The sequence below is a fragment of the Nitrospirillum goiasense genome, assembly GCF_034427435.1.
Taxonomy (GTDB): domain Bacteria; phylum Pseudomonadota; class Alphaproteobacteria; order Azospirillales; family Azospirillaceae; genus Nitrospirillum.
Window position 1 is genome coordinate 796234 of sequence record NZ_JAXQNP010000002.1, and the last position, 15349, is coordinate 811582.

13 protein-coding genes are annotated in these 15349 nt (G+C 67.8%); 5 read left to right on the plus strand and 8 right to left on the minus strand.

Annotation, left to right across the window (positions count from 1 at the left end; all coding sequences use genetic code 11):
* Window positions 1-47 precede the first annotated feature (47 nt).
* The gene (dnaK, locus tag ULB03_RS06105) at window positions 48-1967 is read right to left on the minus strand and encodes a molecular chaperone DnaK (RefSeq protein WP_145733169.1); all 1920 of its coding nucleotides are present in this window, start codon (window positions 1965-1967) and stop codon (window positions 48-50) included.
* 717 nt (window positions 1968-2684) lie between these two features.
* On the opposite strand from dnaK, the gene ULB03_RS06110 reads away from it, so the two are divergent.
* Window positions 2685-2891, plus strand: a complete 207-nt coding sequence (locus ULB03_RS06110) for a hypothetical protein (protein ID WP_322482355.1) — start codon at window positions 2685-2687, stop codon at window positions 2889-2891.
* A gap of 198 nt (window positions 2892-3089) precedes the next feature.
* Here the strand turns inward: ULB03_RS06110 and ULB03_RS06115 are convergent, their stop codons facing one another.
* The 3 genes from ULB03_RS06115 to ULB03_RS06125 all read right to left on the minus strand — a co-directional run bounded on the left by ULB03_RS06115 (window position 3090) and on the right by ULB03_RS06125 (window position 6303).
* Window positions 3090-4466, minus strand: a complete 1377-nt coding sequence (locus ULB03_RS06115) for a hypothetical protein (RefSeq protein WP_322482356.1) — start codon at window positions 4464-4466, stop codon at window positions 3090-3092.
* Between the two features lie 144 nt (window positions 4467-4610).
* Window positions 4611-5459, minus strand: coding sequence for an ABC transporter permease (locus ULB03_RS06120; RefSeq protein WP_322482357.1), 849 nt, complete (start codon window positions 5457-5459; stop codon window positions 4611-4613).
* 4 nt (window positions 5460-5463) lie between these two features.
* Window positions 5464-6303, minus strand: a complete 840-nt coding sequence (locus ULB03_RS06125; RefSeq protein WP_322483786.1) for an ABC transporter permease — start codon at window positions 6301-6303, stop codon at window positions 5464-5466.
* Window positions 6304-6550: 247 nt separating this feature from the next.
* On the opposite strand from ULB03_RS06125, the gene ULB03_RS06130 reads away from it, so the two are divergent.
* Window positions 6551-7084: a regulatory protein RecX gene (locus tag ULB03_RS06130; protein ID WP_322482358.1), complete on the plus strand. Its 534-nt coding sequence runs from the start codon at window positions 6551-6553 to the stop codon at window positions 7082-7084.
* 21 nt (window positions 7085-7105) lie between these two features.
* On the opposite strand, the gene ULB03_RS06135 is transcribed toward ULB03_RS06130, so the two are convergent.
* Window positions 7106-9562: a mechanosensitive ion channel domain-containing protein gene (locus ULB03_RS06135; protein WP_322482359.1), complete on the minus strand. Its 2457-nt coding sequence runs from the start codon at window positions 9560-9562 to the stop codon at window positions 7106-7108.
* A 355-nt stretch (window positions 9563-9917) separates the two neighbouring features.
* Between ULB03_RS06135 and ULB03_RS06140 the strand changes: the two genes are divergently transcribed.
* On the plus strand, window positions 9918-10613 hold the full coding sequence (locus ULB03_RS06140) for a sulfite oxidase-like oxidoreductase (RefSeq protein ID WP_416211046.1): 696 nt from the start codon (window positions 9918-9920) through the stop codon (window positions 10611-10613).
* Between the two features lie 10 nt (window positions 10614-10623).
* Complete coding sequence (locus ULB03_RS06145; RefSeq protein WP_322482360.1) at window positions 10624-11229, plus strand: glutathione peroxidase; 606 nt, start codon at window positions 10624-10626, stop codon at window positions 11227-11229.
* 18 nt (window positions 11230-11247) lie between these two features.
* On the opposite strand, the gene ULB03_RS06150 is transcribed toward ULB03_RS06145, so the two are convergent.
* Window positions 11248-13167 carry a PAS domain-containing sensor histidine kinase gene (locus tag ULB03_RS06150; protein ID WP_322482361.1) on the minus strand — a complete coding sequence of 640 codons (1920 nt, stop codon included), beginning with the start codon at window positions 13165-13167 and terminating at the stop codon, window positions 11248-11250.
* Between the two features lie 267 nt (window positions 13168-13434).
* Here ULB03_RS06150 and ULB03_RS06155 point away from each other — a divergent pair, with 267 nt between their 5' ends.
* Complete coding sequence (locus ULB03_RS06155) at window positions 13435-13800, plus strand: DUF1289 domain-containing protein (RefSeq protein ID WP_322482362.1); 366 nt, start codon at window positions 13435-13437, stop codon at window positions 13798-13800.
* 21 nt (window positions 13801-13821) lie between these two features.
* Here the strand turns inward: ULB03_RS06155 and ULB03_RS06160 are convergent, their stop codons facing one another.
* Window positions 13822-14094 carry a hypothetical protein gene (locus tag ULB03_RS06160; protein WP_322482363.1) on the minus strand — a complete coding sequence of 91 codons (273 nt, stop codon included), beginning with the start codon at window positions 14092-14094 and terminating at the stop codon, window positions 13822-13824.
* A 259-nt stretch (window positions 14095-14353) separates the two neighbouring features.
* Window positions 14354-15304 (minus strand): glutathione synthase, encoded by a 951-nt coding sequence (gshB, locus tag ULB03_RS06165; protein ID WP_322482364.1) that lies wholly within the window; start codon window positions 15302-15304, stop codon window positions 14354-14356.
* Window positions 15305-15349 lie beyond the last annotated feature (45 nt).

Genomic DNA, 15349 nt, shown 5'->3' on the forward strand with positions numbered 1-15349 from the left:
GGGCCCGATACCTAGTGGATCATTGCCCGGATCATCTTAAGAAAGACTTAGGCGGACTTCTTCTTGTCTTCGTCGACTTCCTCGAAGTCGGCGTCGACGACCTTTTCCGAGCCCTCGCCATGGGCGGCGCCGTGGTCCTCGCCACCGGCGGCGCCGGTGTCCTGGCCGGCCTTGTACAGCTCTTCACCCAGCTTCATGGAAACCTGGGCCAGGGCTTCGGTCTTGGCCTTGATGTCGGCCGCGTCCTCGCCTTCCAGGGCGGTCTTCAGCTCGGCGATGGCCTTCTCGGCGGCGGCCTTCTCGGCGGCCGGCAGCTTCTCCGCGTTCTCCTTCAGCGTCCGCTCGGTGGAGTGCATCAGGCCGTCGGCCTGGTTGCGGGCTTCCACCAGCTCCTTACGCTTCTTGTCGTCGGCGGCGTGGCTTTCGGCTTCCTTGACCATGCGCTGGATGTCGGCGTCCGACAGGCCGCCGGAAGCCTGGATGCGGATCACCTGCTCCTTGCCGGTGGCCTTGTCCTTGGCCTGGACGTTGACGATGCCGTTGGCGTCGATGTCGAAGGTGACCTCGATCTGCGGCACGCCACGCGGGGCCGACGGAATGCCGACCAAGTCGAACTGGCCCAGCATCTTGTTGTCCGCCGCCATCTCGCGCTCACCCTGGAAGACGCGGATGGTGACGGCCGTCTGGTTGTCCTCGGCGGTGGAGAAGGTCTGGCTCTTCTTCGTCGGGATCGTGGTGTTGCGGTCGATCAGGCGGGTGAACACGCCGCCCAGGGTTTCGATGCCCAGGGACAGCGGGGTCACGTCCAGCAGCAGGACGTCCTTCACCTCACCCTTCAGCACGGCACCCTGGATGGCGGCGCCGACGGCCACCACCTCATCCGGGTTCACGCCACGGTGCGGCTCACGGCCGAAGAACTGCTTCACCGTCTCGATGATCTTGGGCATGCGGGTCATGCCGCCGACCAGGATGACCTCGTCGATCTCGCTGGCCTTCAGGCCGGCGTCCTTCAGGGCGGCCTTGCAGGGCTCCACCGTGCGGGCGACCAGATCCTCGACCAGGGCTTCCAGCTTGGCGCGGGTCAGCTTGACGTTCAGGTGCTTCGGACCGGTCTGGTCCGCGGTGATGAACGGCAGGTTCACTTCCGTCTGCATGGCGGAAGACAGCTCGATCTTGGCCTTCTCGGCGGCTTCCTTCAGGCGCTGCAGGGCCAGCCGGTCCTTGCGGAGATCGATACCGTTCTCCTTCTTAAACTCGTCGGCCAGGTAGTCGATGATGCGGCTGTCGAAGTCCTCGCCACCCAGGAAGGTGTCGCCGTTGGTGGACTTCACCTCGAACACGCCATCGCCGATTTCCAGAACGGAGACGTCGAAGGTGCCGCCGCCCAGGTCGTAGACCGCGACGATGCCGGAACCCTTCTTCTCCATGCCGTAGGCCAGCGCGGCGGCCGTCGGCTCGTTGATGATGCGCAGCACTTCAAGACCGGCGATGCGGCCGGCGTCCTTGGTCGCCTGGCGCTGGCTGTCGTTGAAGTAGGCGGGCACGGTGATGACGGCCTGGGTCACCTTTTCGCCGAGGTAGTTCTCGGCCGTTTCCTTCATCTTCTGGAGGATGAAGGCGGACACCTGGCTGGGGCTGTACTTGTCGCCGTGGGATTCGACCCAGGCGTCGCCGTTGTCGCCCGAAATGATCTTGTAGGGCACCAGGCCCTTGTCCTTCTGGGTCAGCGGGTCGTCGTAGCGGCGGCCGATCAGGCGCTTGATCGCGAACAGGGTGTTCTCGGGGTTGGTCACCGCCTGGCGCTTCGCCGGCTGGCCTACCAGGCGTTCCCCGCCCTGGGTGAAGGCGACCATGGACGGCGTGGTGCGCGCGCCCTCGACGTTCTCGATCACCTTGGCCGACGTGCCTTCCATGACGGCCACGCAGGAGTTGGTGGTGCCGAGATCGATACCGATGACTTTGCTCATAGCTCAAACCCTTCCGATGTGGCAGACGCGCGACGGCCCTTCCGGCACCGGGGCGGTCCCCCTGTTAAAACGGGACACGTTCAACACGATCATGGCCCAGCACCCTGCGGCACCTGCCATGGCACGGCCCTCCCAATCCTGAAAGCGGGAGCGACCGCATCGCAACGCAGATATAGGCAGGGCCGGCCCCGGCTGCAACCGGCTTTGCGGCGCCCCACCCCTGGAAAACGCATGGGGTGGCCGTCAGCGCACGCCCCTTATTTCATAGCGCGGAAGCGTTACCGGTCCCATGCCCGGCCCCTATGGGCCAGCCATGGGGGCCAGCCATGGGGGCCAGCCATGGGGGTAGTGTTGCCGTGGTGGCACCACTTGTTGCGCTATGCGGGCTGAGAACCCGCTACCCGCGATTTGATGCGGCAAGTTACAATTTGTCAGAATTGGGGCGCGCGAAGTGAATGTCGTGTGAATATCGACCGAATACCACTTTTGTGGAATTAACACAGAGTTAACGGCGCGATTTACAGACCGTTATTGCTGCAAATTTATAACTTATTCCCGTCCACAACCAAGCAACCTCGGCCACGCGAGGCATAGCGTATCACTGGTTGAGTTTTTATTCTTCCTGTTGACTTGAAGCCCGAGATCTGTGCTGTAATTACTTCAGGGGCCGCCGGGTCCCCGGGCGAGGGGTCGCCCGCACTCTTGGGGCACAAAGTCATGACCGACACGCGCCGCACTACCGCCATCGCCATCAAGCATTGCCTGGACAATCTGGCGCTGGACGCACGCCGCAATAACATGGGGGAACTGGTCCACCTGCTGGGCCTCGCCTCCCTGGCCGCGGAGGACGCCGCCAAGGCCGCCGACAGCCGCGTCGTGGGCTTGCATCCGCTGCTGGACCGCACACCGCAAGGGCGCTGCTGATCCCCTGGCCCAGGCCTTGCGAATGGGAAGGTCCATCCCCCGGGGGTCGGGCAGGGGATCAGGACATGAATGAACCCGGGCGGCGGCCAACCTGGCCGCTGCCCTTTTGGTTCATATTGTCTGATTTCCATTGTCCGGGAACGACCCCGGCGGGGAATCCCCCAGCGGAAAAGCGGCCCCTGTCAGGCCCGCGCCGCCTCAGTTCTTGGCCGGATCGTCGCCCTTGCGGCGGGGATGGCCACCATCTTCCTCATCCGAGTCGATGACGCCGTCCTCGTCGAAATCGTCATCGTCCTCGAAGGCCGCGTCGTCCTCATCCCAGCTGCCGGCATCCCAGCCGCCAGCGGGCCACGGCGCGGCGACACCCGGCAACAGGCCGTCATCGCCATTAGCGGGAGCATCGCCGACAGGCAGGGACTCATAGCCGCCGATCTGGGCGCGCCGGATTTCCCGTTCCAGCATGGCGACGGCATCGGCCGCCAGGGGCGACCCCTGCAGCCCCTCGGGCACACCATAAGAGAAGACGGCCAGTGTGGCGCGCCCCCCGACCACGGCCCCGCGCAGCCACAGGTGACAGCGCCGGCGCCGCCCATCCTCCACCGCCGTGTGGGTGAACCGCGCCAGGACCTCGTCATCGGCCAGGGTATCGACACTGCCCAGGCCCACCTGGCCATCCGGCCCATCGGCGAACTGCGCCGCGATGCGCTGAAGCAGCACGGCCGGGGGCAGCGACTCGTCCTCGCCAAGGGTGACCGCTTCCCAGTCCAGGCCCGCGGCCAGCGCCGATTCCAAGGCCAGGTCCGGCTCCATGTCATCGGGCGGGGGATAGTCGTGGACCACCACCCGCAGGATCTCATCCGCCTCGGCCTCATCGGGACGGCGGAACTGGCTGGTCTGCGGCCCCCCCAGGTCGTCCTCGTCCTCATCGCTGCTGCGCCAGTCCCAGGGCAGGCGGAAACGCAGGATGTCGGCATGCACGATGTTGCGCATGGTGACGGCGCTGACGGGGCCCTGGTCGGCGGGACCGAATTCCATGCGGCCGATCTCATCACCCAGGCGATCCAGCAGGCCGCCCAGGCCGGGAACCCAGAACTCCTCCCCCGGCACATACAGCTGTAGGGTGGCGACGCGCACCCGGTCCGGCGGCCGGAAGTCCGCCATCTTCCAGACGAAGATCTGCGCCTCGGCGACGCGCCCACCGGCGGCGGCGGCGGCGCCGTCCCCGTCCGGGGCCGGGGTGACCGGCAGGGCGGCGCAATAGGCGATCCACCGGCGATCACCCGAGGCCATGGCGCTCACGCCCGGGGGCAGCAGGTGGTCGCGGTCCAGGTACTGCAGCGCGTCCTCGGCGTCCACGCCGTAGTCATTGGCGTAGGTCGTGACCGACACCAGCAGGTCGAGCGGGTGGCCGCCAATGGGATGACCCGCGGTGGACGACCAGATCGCCGGCGATTGCAGGGCCAGGCCGCCGTCGTCGCGATAGATGCGGGTCCAGGTCGCGGGCAGGCAGATGCGCACGGCCCCGCCATGCACGGCCATCCACTGCCAGTCGCCCCCGGCGAGGTCTATGTCCAAAGTCCGCTGTCCCATGGCGCGGCACTCTAGGGAAGCCGGCCCCCGGTTGCAAACCCTCCGCCAGCAGGCCAGCCAGTACACCCGTGCCGCCCGCACATGGCTGGCGGGGGCCAATGTCCGCGAAAGCGAGAAGAATCAACGGGCTCAGTTACGCAAGCGGTAGCCGCGGTGCAGCAAGGTGCCGGCGATGGCCAGCAGCAGCACATTCACACCCACCAGCACCAGGGCGGCGAAGGCCGCCTGATCCTGGCCTTGACCCAGGAAACCGATGCGCACGCCGTCGATGGCGTAATAGATGGGGTTGGCCTGGACGATGGCGCGCAGGACCGCCGGCATGGTCGTGACCGGGGCGAACAGGCCGGACAGGAAGATCAGCGGCGTGAAGACGAAGGTCATCGCCGCCGAAAGGTGGTCCCATTTCATGCTGATCAGCCCGGTCAGCACGCCGAAGGTGGCCATCATGGTTGAGCCCAGGACGACGAACAACAGCACCAGGGCCGGGTCGGCCATGGGCGCCTGCCAGAAGACCAGGAAGCCGACCCAGACGGCGGCACCGCTGGCGACCCCCGCCGCCATGGCCGACAGGACATAGGCGGCCAGCATCTCCGCCGCCCCCACCGGCGCCATCAACTGGTCCAGGATGGCGCCTTCCAGCTTGGCGTAGAGGATGGAGAAGGAGGGGATCTGCACCGACTGGGTCAGCAGGGACAGGGCGACCAGCCCCGGCACCAGAAAGGCAAGGATGGCGTCGCCCTCCGGCGTATCACGCCGGTCGCCCAAGCCGAATTCGAAGACGGTGAAATAAAGGGCGGCGGACAGGCACGGCGCCACCAGGAACAGCATGGCCATCTTGCGCAGGCGCTTCACCTCCCGCCCCAGCAGGGTCAGGAAGCCCAGGGTGTTGAAGCGGCCGTGATGGCGCCGCCGACCGGGACGGTAGGCCCCGGCCGGCAGCGGCATGTCGGTGGCGTTCCCGGCGGCCGGCATGTCCATGGCGTCAGGCCTTCAGCTTGTAACCGGTGGAAACCATGCGCAAGGCCACCAGCCAGAGGACCAGGTTGGTGCCCAGCATGACCACGATGCCGGTGCCCAAGGTACCGTCGGTATGGCCGATGAAGCCGTAGCGAAAACCGTCGATGAAATAGAAGAAGGGGTTCACATGCGCCAGCGTGTGGAAGAAGGGCGGCGCGCTGTCCAGGGTGTAGAAGGTGCCGGACAGGAAGGACAGGGGCGTGATCACGAAATTGGTGACAGCCGCCATGTGATCGAACTTGTCCGCCCAGATGCCGCCGATGAGCCCGAGCAGGGACAACAGCATGGAGGCCATGAGGGCATGGAACAGCACGTAGAACGGCGCATGCATGCCCAACGGCACCACCATCTCGATGACGATCCAGGTGACCAACCCCACCAGCAGCCCGCGCACCACGCCACCGGTGACGAAGGCGGAAACGAACTCCAGGGAGGACAGGGGCGGCATCAGCACATCGACGATGTTGCCCTGCACCTTGGACACCAGCACGGAGGACGAGCTGTTGGCGAAGGCGTTCTGCGCCATGCCCATCATGATGAGGCCGGGGCCCAGGAAGCGCAGGAACGGCACGTCGCCCACCATGCGCACCACGCCGCCCAGGGCCAGCGCGAACACGGCGTAGAACAGCAAGGTGGTCACGACCGGCGCGGCGATGGTCTGCACCCAGACCTTCAGGAAGCGGCGGATCTCGCGCTTGGTCAGGGTGGCGAACCCGACCCAGTTCACAGCCCCCAGCGCCCGGGGCGCCGGCGCGGGGCCGCCCAGGGGGGTGGACGTGCCGGAGAGGGGGGAATGCTGCAGCATGGTCATGGAATAGGGGTGCCCGTCGCAAAGGCCCCGGGGTTGACGCCCCCGGCGAGGCTGGGCCAGACCTTAACGCCGCAGCCCCGCCCCGGCAATATGAGCGGCGTCACAGAAGGCACGCGATACCGTGGCGTAGGGGCCGCCGCCGGCGCTACGATAGCGGCATGACCGACGACCTTTTCGACACCCGCCCCCCAAGCTTTCACCCGCCGACCGGCCGCCCGCCCAGCGGCGGGGGCCCAAGCGCGTGAGCGCGGCCTATCTGGAACGGGCCGCCCTGCATTATCTGGAGCGCTTCGCCGCCTCCACCGCGTCGCTGCGCCGGGTGCTGATGCGCAAGGTGGACATGTCGGCCGCCGCCCACGGCACGGATCGCGCGCAAGGGGCGGAGTGGGTGGAGGCGCTGATCGCCCGTTATCAGCAAAGCGGCCTGCTGAACGACCGCGTCTATGCCGAAGGCCGGGTGGCAAGCCTGCACCGCCGGGGCGGATCCACCCGCACCATCCGCCAGAAGCTGGCGGCCAAGGGCGTCGATGCCGGCCTGGTGGACGCCGCGCTGGGCGAGTTGGACGGCGCGGAGGAGGGGTCGACCGATCTGCGCGCCGCCCATGCCTACGCCCGCCGCCGGCGCCTGGGCCCCTTCCGCGTCGGGGAGGAGGAGCGGGCCGCCAAACGGGACAAGGACCTGGCCACCCTGGCCCGCGCCGGCTTCGGCTTCGACATCGCCGCGCGCGTCATCGACGCTGTGGACCCGGATGACATCGGGTTGGATGACATCTGACCGCGCAACGGCCGCTGAGCCTCAAGCCGGGAAGGGGATGCCCTCCTTGTCGAAGCGCAGCTTCAGGCGGCGGTTGAACTCGCGGCCCACGGCGTACTGCCGGCGGGGGCGCGTCTTGATGCGGAACTTGATCTTCACCGCCTTCTCCGCGAACTCGCTGACGCCCAGGATTTCCATGGGCGCCAGGATACCGCTGCCGAACAGGCTGTCGTTCTGCAGTTCCTCACCGATCTCGGTCATGATCTGCATGGCGCGGTCCAGGTCGGTGGCGTAGGCAATGCCGAAGTCGGCGGTGAAGTAGCTGTAATCCTTGGTCAGGTTGGAGATGCCGGTGACGGCGCTGAACGGCACCGTGTGCACGGCGCCGCTGTCGTCACGCAGACGGATGGTGCGGATGGTCAGGCCCTCCACCGTCCCGGTGTAGCCGGCCAGCGTCACGGAATCGCCGACGGAGATGGTGTCCTCGAACAGGATGAACAGGCCGGTGATGACGTCCTTGACCAGGGACTGCGACCCGAAGCCGACGGCGACGCCGAGGAAACCGACACCGGCCAGCAGCGGGGCGATGTTGACCCCGATTTCCGCCAGCACTGTCAGCCCCACCATGACCAGCAGCATGACCAGCACGACGTTGCGCACCAGCGGCAGCAGGGTGCGGATGCGGGGGCTGCGCTCCACCAGGCGGCCATGCCGGTCGGTGGTGTTGAGGTAACGCTCGATGGCGCCGCTGATCAATTCCCACACGATCAGCGCGAACACCACCATGAGCACGATGGTCAGCAGGGAGGAGCTGACCCGCTGGCCGAAGGGGGTGCTGAGCCAGCCGAAGCTGTCGACGCCCCAGGCCTGCAGCAGGGTCAGCACCGCCACGATCCACACCACGACCTTGGCCCCCCGGTGCAGGATGGGCAGGTAGCGGTTGGCGCGCGATTCCAGCAGGGGATATTGCCGCTTCAGATCGTCGGGGATGGAGAAGCCGCGCCGGATCAGGCGGTCGGCCCCCTCCATCAGCAAACGGGCCACGATGATGGTGACGACGCTGACCAGCGTGGCGCGGGAAACGAAGCCGAAGCCGCCCTTCACCTCCAGCGCCCAGATGCCGTAGATGGCCACCAGGTAGACGATGGCCAGGATATGCCAGATTTCCGCCAGGCGGCGGCGAACCAGGCCCCAGGCGCTGGGGGCCGGCGGGGCCGCGACCAGGGGGGCGTCGCCGGAAATCTCGGCGGCCAACTGGGCCTCCAGCGCGCCATCCTCGTGCAGATCCTCGGGCTTCAAGGGCTCGCGCCCCCGGATCCAGTCGGCCACGTTCTGCCGGTTCTGCAGCACCAGGATCACCAGCATGATGCCGACGATCAGGCCCACCACCTTCAGCAGCGCCATGTAGGGGCGGGTGGGCAGGCCCAGCTGGTAGGCCACCTGCGCCACGAAATATCCGTACACCGCCGTCAGGGCGATGCGACGCACCCAGATGTAGACATAGTGCGCCGTCTCGTCGCCCACGGGCAGCAGCCGCAGGAAGGGGGCGCCCGGCGACAGAAGGAAGCGGGCGGCCAGCGTCGTGCCCTGGACCAGCAGGCTGGACAGGATGATGCCCAGCGCCGCCATGGCCGCGGGCTTGGGCGGATGGGTCAGGGTCTGCACGCCATAGGCGGCCACGGCGAAGGTCACCATGGGCACCGCGTCCAGCAGCGTGCGGGCCAACAGCAGGCCCATGCGGACCCACAGGTTGCTGGACTGGCGGCGTTCCAGGACGTGGCGGGGCCGGCTCAGCGCCCAGAAGGTGGCCAGCCGGGCCACATAGCCCGCGATGACCACCAGCAGCACCTCGCCGATCAGGATGCCCCACTGCTCGCGCAGCCGGGGATCGGATATCTGCCGGTCGAGCCAGCGGTACGCCTTCGGCAGGTCGAGCAGCGCCTGGCCGGCGGCGGCGATCTCCTCGCTCAACTCCTCGATGCGGTCCGACAGGGCATCCAGCATGCGGGTGCCCAAGGTCTCCACCTCCGACTCCTCCGCCGGTTGGCTGGCCCCGGCGGGAGCGGCGGGGGTGGCGGAAGGCGCGGCGGACGGGACCGAAGGGACGGCGGCGGGTGGAGGAGCGGCAGCCGGAGCGGGCGGATTGGTGGCGGCCAGCAGGCTCAACTGCGCGATCAGCGCGTCGCGGCGCTGCGGGTCCTGCAAGGTCTGCAACAGGGCCGCCGCCTGGGAGGCCGCGATGGGGGAAACGGCGCCGGCGGCATGGGCAGGAACCGGCGCATGCTCCCTGGGCGTCTCCCTGGGCGCCTCTTGGGGCGGCTCCGCCGGGGGCGTTGCCTCATGCGGTGATGGGGCGTCCGGCGTGACGCCATCGGACGGCGGAACCGGTGCCGCCCGGTCCGCTGTGGCATGGTCCGGTGTGGCCGCGTTGGCGGCGGGCGCCTCTGACGTTTGCGCCCCCGCCCCCCGGGAGAGGAGCGACGGCGGCAGGGACGCCAACAGCGCAAGAACAACGGCAAGGAGAGCTTTCCGCATCGTCCGCAACCACCCACTATAGGCAAGACTAAGGAATATGAAGCGGGCGAACGTTAGCCTTAACGGATAGGCCTGCCAACGGTCTGGGCAGGGGAGGTTGCCGTAAAGCACAGGCCCCGAAGCACAGTTCCCCGCAAAATGTTCGCTCGGACGTAGGCAGGCGGGGCAGGGCGCACTATCCTCACTACTGGCGGTTACGCGGATGCGTCCCAGGAATAGCCTGGGGAAGCGGCCGGGCGATCGCGGACACCCCCCCTGCCGTGGCAGCCCCTTATGCGGGAGGACGCCGCTTGATCCAGCCTGATGAGTGACCCGGCGCATGGCCAAGGACAGCCCTGACGACATGATGGCGGAGACCCCCCTGCCCGCGAGCGAGGCACCTGAAAACAAATTGGTGGAAACCAAGCGGGCCTGGGCGCGGGAAGGCCGGCTGTTGACCGGCGCGGCGCCGGCGGCCGACCGGCCCCGCCTGCCCCCGGGCCAACGCCTGGTGACGAGTTGGCCGGTGTTGGACCTGGGCATCCAGCCCGAGGTGGAGGCCACCACCTGGACCCTGACGGTGGATGGGCTGGTCGACCGCCCCTTCACCTGGAGCTGGGCGGACTTTCAGGCCCAGCCGGTGGTCAGCGACACCTCCGACATCCACTGCGTCACCTCATGGTCGCGCTATGACAACCACTGGCAGGGGGTTTCCGCCCGGCACCTGACAGCCTTGGCCCAGCCCCAGCCCGAGGCGGCCCATGTGCTGCTGCACAGCCATGACGGCTATACCACCAATCTCCGCCTGACGGCGTTCGACGACGCCGACGTGCTGCTGGCCACCCACTGGGAGGGCCACCCCCTGACGCGGGAGCACGGCGGACCGGTGCGCCTGGTGGTGCCCAAGGCCTATTTCTGGAAATCGGCGAAATGGATCAGCCGCATCCAGTTCATCAACGACGACACGCCGGGGTTCTGGGAAGTGCGCGGTTACCATAACGAGGGTGACCCCTGGACCGAGCAGCGGTACGGTTGAGGCGCCGCCGATGAAGTTCCAGACCCATCCCCATTCGGCCCATCCCCATTTGGCCCATCCCACCCCGCCCGCGCAGGCGTACCCGCCGGGCGACGCCCCGGGGCAGGCGAGGCCGCGGGCACGGCCAAACGCCCACCACTTCGCCTTCCCCAGCCTGACGGGCGGCCCCCCCATCCGGATGGAGGCCTTCAAGGGCCGGCCGGTGCTGGTGGTGAACACCGCCTCCGCCTGCGGCTACGCCACGCAATACGCGGAGCTGCAAACGCTGTGGACGCTGTTGCGCGGCCGGGGCCTGATGGTTCTGGGCGTGCCATCCAACGATTTCGGCGGGCGGGAACCGGGCAGCGCCGAGGAGATCGCACGGTTCTGCGCCGGCACCTATGGCGTCGACTTCCCGCTGGCGGGTAAGCAGACGGTGATCGGGCCCGCCGCGCACCCCTTCTTCCACTGGGCCGTCAGCAGCGTGGGCGAGGCCGGATGGCCCCGGTGGAATTTCCAGAAATACCTGGTCACCCCGGATGGCCGGCTGGCGGAAATATGGCCGTCGCCCGTACGCCCCCTGGCCGATGTCGTGCTGGAACGAATCCAGGCGCTGCTGAACAAGGCCGGCCTTTAGCCGAAAGCAGGACCGCGATCAGGTCGCCGCCACCAGGCCCATGTCCGGCCACACCCGGTCGGCCGGCATGATGACGCGGGCGGTGGTGCCCATGCCGGGCTCGCTTTCGATCTCCAGGCGGCCGTCGTGCAGCTCCACCAAGGCGCGCACCAGGGGCAGCCCCAGCCCCGCCCCGCCGGTGGTGCGGGTGAGGGGGTTTTCGATCTGGCGGAAAGGTTCCAACGCCCGGCCGATATCCTCCGCCCGCATGCCGATGCCGGTATCGGCCACGGTGATGACCAGGCGCCCCTGGCCATCGATCCCGGCGCCCAGGGTGACGCTGCCGCCCTTCAACGTGAACTTCACGGCATTGGCCAGCAGGTTGGACAGCAGCTGTTTCAACGCCACCTCATCCGCCCGCAGACGGGGCAGGAAGTCGGGATAGTCGGTCTGAAGGTTGATGCCGCCCCGGATGGCCCGTTCCTTCACCACGCGCAGGCAGGAGGCGAAGACCCGGGGCAGGTCGACCATATGCTCGTTCAGTTCGCGCTTGCCGGCCTCGATCTTCGACAGGTCCAGGATGTCGTTGATGAGATCCAGCAGCATGCGGCCGCTGTCATGGATGTCCCGGGCGTATTCGGCATAGGCGGGGTTGCCGATGGGGCCCAGGGACTGGCTGCCGATGATTTCGGAAAAGCCGATGATGGCGTTCAGCGGCGTGCGCAGTTCATGGCTCATATTGGCCAGGAATTCGGTCTTGGACCGGCTGGCGAACTCCGACTGCTCCTTGGCCAGGCGCAACGCCACCTCCGCCCGCCGCCGGTCGGTGATGTCGTCGGCGGTTCCCTGGATGGCGTAGGCCCGGCCGATGCCGTCCAGCAACACCCGGGCGGAGAGGGAGGCCCAGAGGGCGCTGCCGTCCTTGCGCCGGATTTCGGCGGCGAAATCCTGGATGGCGCCCCGTTCCACCACCTCATGCGGAAAATCCACCCGGGCCCGGGCGTCGATGAACAGCTGCGCCCAGGCATCCGTCATGGAATTCGCCAGATCCTCCTCCGACGCGTAGCCCAGCATGCGCACCAGCGCCGGATTGGCGGACAGGAAGGCGCCGCCGACGGTGATGGTGAACATGCCCTCCACCGCGTTCTCATAGATGTCGCGGTACTTGCGCTCGCTGGCGTGCAGGACGGCGTTGGCCTGTTCCAGGCTGTCCATCAGGATGGTGCGGTCGTGGGCGCGGCGGCGGCTGACCATCAGCACAAGGCTGACACCCAAGGTCAGCGCGGCGCCGAACAGGAGGACGGCTTCCACCTCCCATGCCTGCCGGGCCAGACCGGCCTGCAGGTCGCCGGTCATGTCCAGCCACCAGACGCCGTCGCCGATGGAGAGGGCGCGGCTGAACTCGGCGGTGGTGGTGGCGGCATGCCCCGTCTGGACGAAGGCCGCCTCGCCCGCCCGCGACCGCAGGCTGAGCCGCGTCCACAGAGAGGGATCGGCCTGCCCGTCCATGCGCAAGGTCAGCAGGTCGCGCAGGTCGATGCGGGCGACCAGGGCGGCACCGCCGGCGGTGGCGTGCGCCAACAGCAGGCTGGCCCCGTCACCACCCAGGCGCACCGTCACGGCGCCGCCGCCCGCCGGCGTCGCGGCACCCGTCGGGGGACCGCCCTGCGGGGTCGCCGCGACCAGGTCGGCCAGGTCGGTGGGATCGATCTCGGCCCCTGCAGGGCCGGTGCGCTGGGCACGACCGCCCGGCCCCACCCAGGACACCGACCTGATTTCAGGCCGCAGGTCGATCAACAGGGCGACCTGCCGGTCGAATTCCGCCGGGGCGGGGTTGGCGGTCAGGAAATCCCCCTCGGCGCCCAGGGTCGCGCTGATACGGTCCAGGCGCTGCTGCACATGGCGGCTGCGGGAGTCGGCTTCATCCGCCAGCCGGGCCTGGGCGACGCCGGACAGCATGGACTGCACATAAAAGGAGGCAAGGACGGTCAATACAATACCGGACAGCGCGGCCAGAATCGGGCCGCGAGTCAAAAAAAAGACGGCCGGGCGGCGGTGCCGCGCGGTCTCCAACACTGACATCCTGGTACTACCTTTCCGCTTCCCCTTGGATGGGGCCCCCTGCGGCCGTGCAGACCCGCAGAATAAACCCAATCCCAACCCCAAAGAAACAGCAGCGCGTTAACGTGCCGCTGACAAAGGGGTGGAGCCGGCCGGAGATGATGAATGGGGGGCGACGATGAAGCGGGCGACAAGGGCCACCCCGTCCCGCTATACCTGGATGCCGTTGATCACCCCCTGACCGACACCGCCGTGACTGACATTCCAGAAGCGCCCATGGGCGACAGAGCCGCCGCCGGGCCCGGGGCCTCGGACCCCCATGATTATGTGGCCAGCCCCTGCACCCGCGTCTGCCGTATCGACGGCCGCACCGGCCTGTGCGCGGGATGTCAGCGCACGCTGGAAGAGATCACGCTGTGGGGCGGCATGACGGCGGACCAACGCCGCGCCGTTCTGGCATGCCTGCCGGAGCGGCGGCGGGATAAACGCCGGCTGATCCGATGGCGGCGGGGCGAGGGCCCGCACCTGTAAGGCGAACAAGGGAAGGGCGGGTCAGTCCGCCTGGGTGTCCGAGTCGTCGCCACCCCCATCGGCAACGCCGGCGAAGGCGCGGGCGCCCCACATCAGACGTTCGATCTCGCGGATGCGGTCGCCCTGGAGGCGCATGCGCTCGGCATTGACCACATTGCCCGCCGCAGAGCCCGCCGCCGACGCGCCATCAGGGGCCGGGCCACTGGAAGACGGACCGCTGGATGAGGGGCTGCCGGATGCCCTGGGGACCCGCTTGGGGCCGTCCTTCTCGCCGTGATCGTCCACGCCAGCCATCGACCGCCTCATCGACCGGGCGCCACTCCCAAGCCACGGGCGCCCTCTGGTTCATGCAAATATCACGAAGCGTATCATGGCCCCTGGCCCCCCGCATCCGGGAAAGCCCGCCAAATCGTTCGGACAGGGTGATAATAAGTACACGGTGTGACCTGATTTCAACGGTCCCCGCCCTTTCCCTTTCGCAGTAGGCTGCGGCTGGGGTTTTGGTGCGGCGGAAATGTCGCACCCCACCGTCCCCCCATCCCCCGACAGGTATTTAGCGCGAGGCGCTGAATCGACGCTCAATGGCGTCCCACAGCGTGGATTCGATGGCGCTGCCGTTCAGGCGGTTGATTTCCTGAATGCCGGTCGGGCTGGTGACGTTGATCTCGGTCAGGTAGTCGCCAATGACGTCGATGCCCACGAACACCAGGCCCTTGTCGCGCAGCACCCCGCCGATGGCGGCGCAGATCTCGCGCTCACGCTGGGTCAGGTCGGTCTTGGCGGCGCTGCCGCCGGCGTGGAAGTTGGCGCGGGCCTCGCCCTCCTGGGGCAGGCGGCTGACGGCGCCCACCGGTTCGCCATCCACCAGCAGGATGCGCTTATCGCCCTGGCGGATTTCCGGCAGGTACTTCTGCACGATGATGGGCTCCCGATAGAGCTGGGTGAACGTCTCCAGCAGGGCGCCCAGGTTCTCGTCATCCGGCTTCACATGGAAGACGCCGGAACCGCCGTTGCCGAACAGCGGCTTCACGATGATGTCCTTGTATTCCCGCCGGAAGGCGAGAACCTCGTCCTTGGCGCTGGTGATCAGCGTGGGCGGCATCAGGTCGGGGAAGTGGGTGACGAACAGCTTTTCCGGCGCGTTGCGGACGGAGGCCGGGTCGTTCACCACCAGGGTCCGGGGATGCACATGCTCCAGCAGGTGGGTGGCCGTGATGTAGGCCATGTCGAAGGGTGGATCCTGGCGCATCAGCACAACGTCGACGCTGGCCAGGTCCAGGGTTTCCGCCGGGCCGAAGGTGTGGTGGTTGCCCCGTTCCCGCCGCACCTGCAGCGGCCGGGCGGTCGCCACCAGGCGGCTGTGGCGGAAGGCCAGATCCTGGGGCAGGTAGTGGTACAGGGTGTGACCCCGCCGCTGCGCCTCCAGCGCCATCATGAAGGTGCTGTCGGTGTCGATGTTGATGGAGTGCATCGGGTCCATCTGAATGGCAACGGACAGGCTCATCCTCAATCTCCCCCACCCCGGCGTCCGGCGGTGCTTTGGCGTGTG

Coding starts and splice junctions, on each gene's coding strand:
- dnaK (WP_145733169.1), bottom strand. CDS start 1,967: ATGAGCAAAGTCATCGGTATCGATCTCGGCACCACCAACTCCTGCGTG.
- ULB03_RS06110 (WP_322482355.1), top strand. CDS start 2,685: ATGACCGACACGCGCCGCACTACCGCCATCGCCATCAAGCATTGCCTG.
- ULB03_RS06120 (WP_322482357.1), bottom strand. CDS start 5,459: ATGGACATGCCGGCCGCCGGGAACGCCACCGACATGCCGCTGCCGGCC.
- ULB03_RS06125 (WP_322483786.1), bottom strand. CDS start 6,303: ATGCTGCAGCATTCCCCCCTCTCCGGCACGTCCACCCCCCTGGGCGGC.
- ULB03_RS06140 (WP_416211046.1), top strand. CDS start 9,918: ATGGCCAAGGACAGCCCTGACGACATGATGGCGGAGACCCCCCTGCCC.
- ULB03_RS06145 (WP_322482360.1), top strand. CDS start 10,624: ATGAAGTTCCAGACCCATCCCCATTCGGCCCATCCCCATTTGGCCCAT.
- ULB03_RS06150 (WP_322482361.1), bottom strand. CDS start 13,167: ATGCTGTCCGGCGTCGCCCAGGCCCGGCTGGCGGATGAAGCCGACTCC.
- ULB03_RS06155 (WP_322482362.1), top strand. CDS start 13,435: ATGGGGGGCGACGATGAAGCGGGCGACAAGGGCCACCCCGTCCCGCTA.
- ULB03_RS06160 (WP_322482363.1), bottom strand. CDS start 14,094: ATGGCTGGCGTGGACGATCACGGCGAGAAGGACGGCCCCAAGCGGGTC.
- gshB (WP_322482364.1), bottom strand. CDS start 15,304: ATGAGCCTGTCCGTTGCCATTCAGATGGACCCGATGCACTCCATCAAC.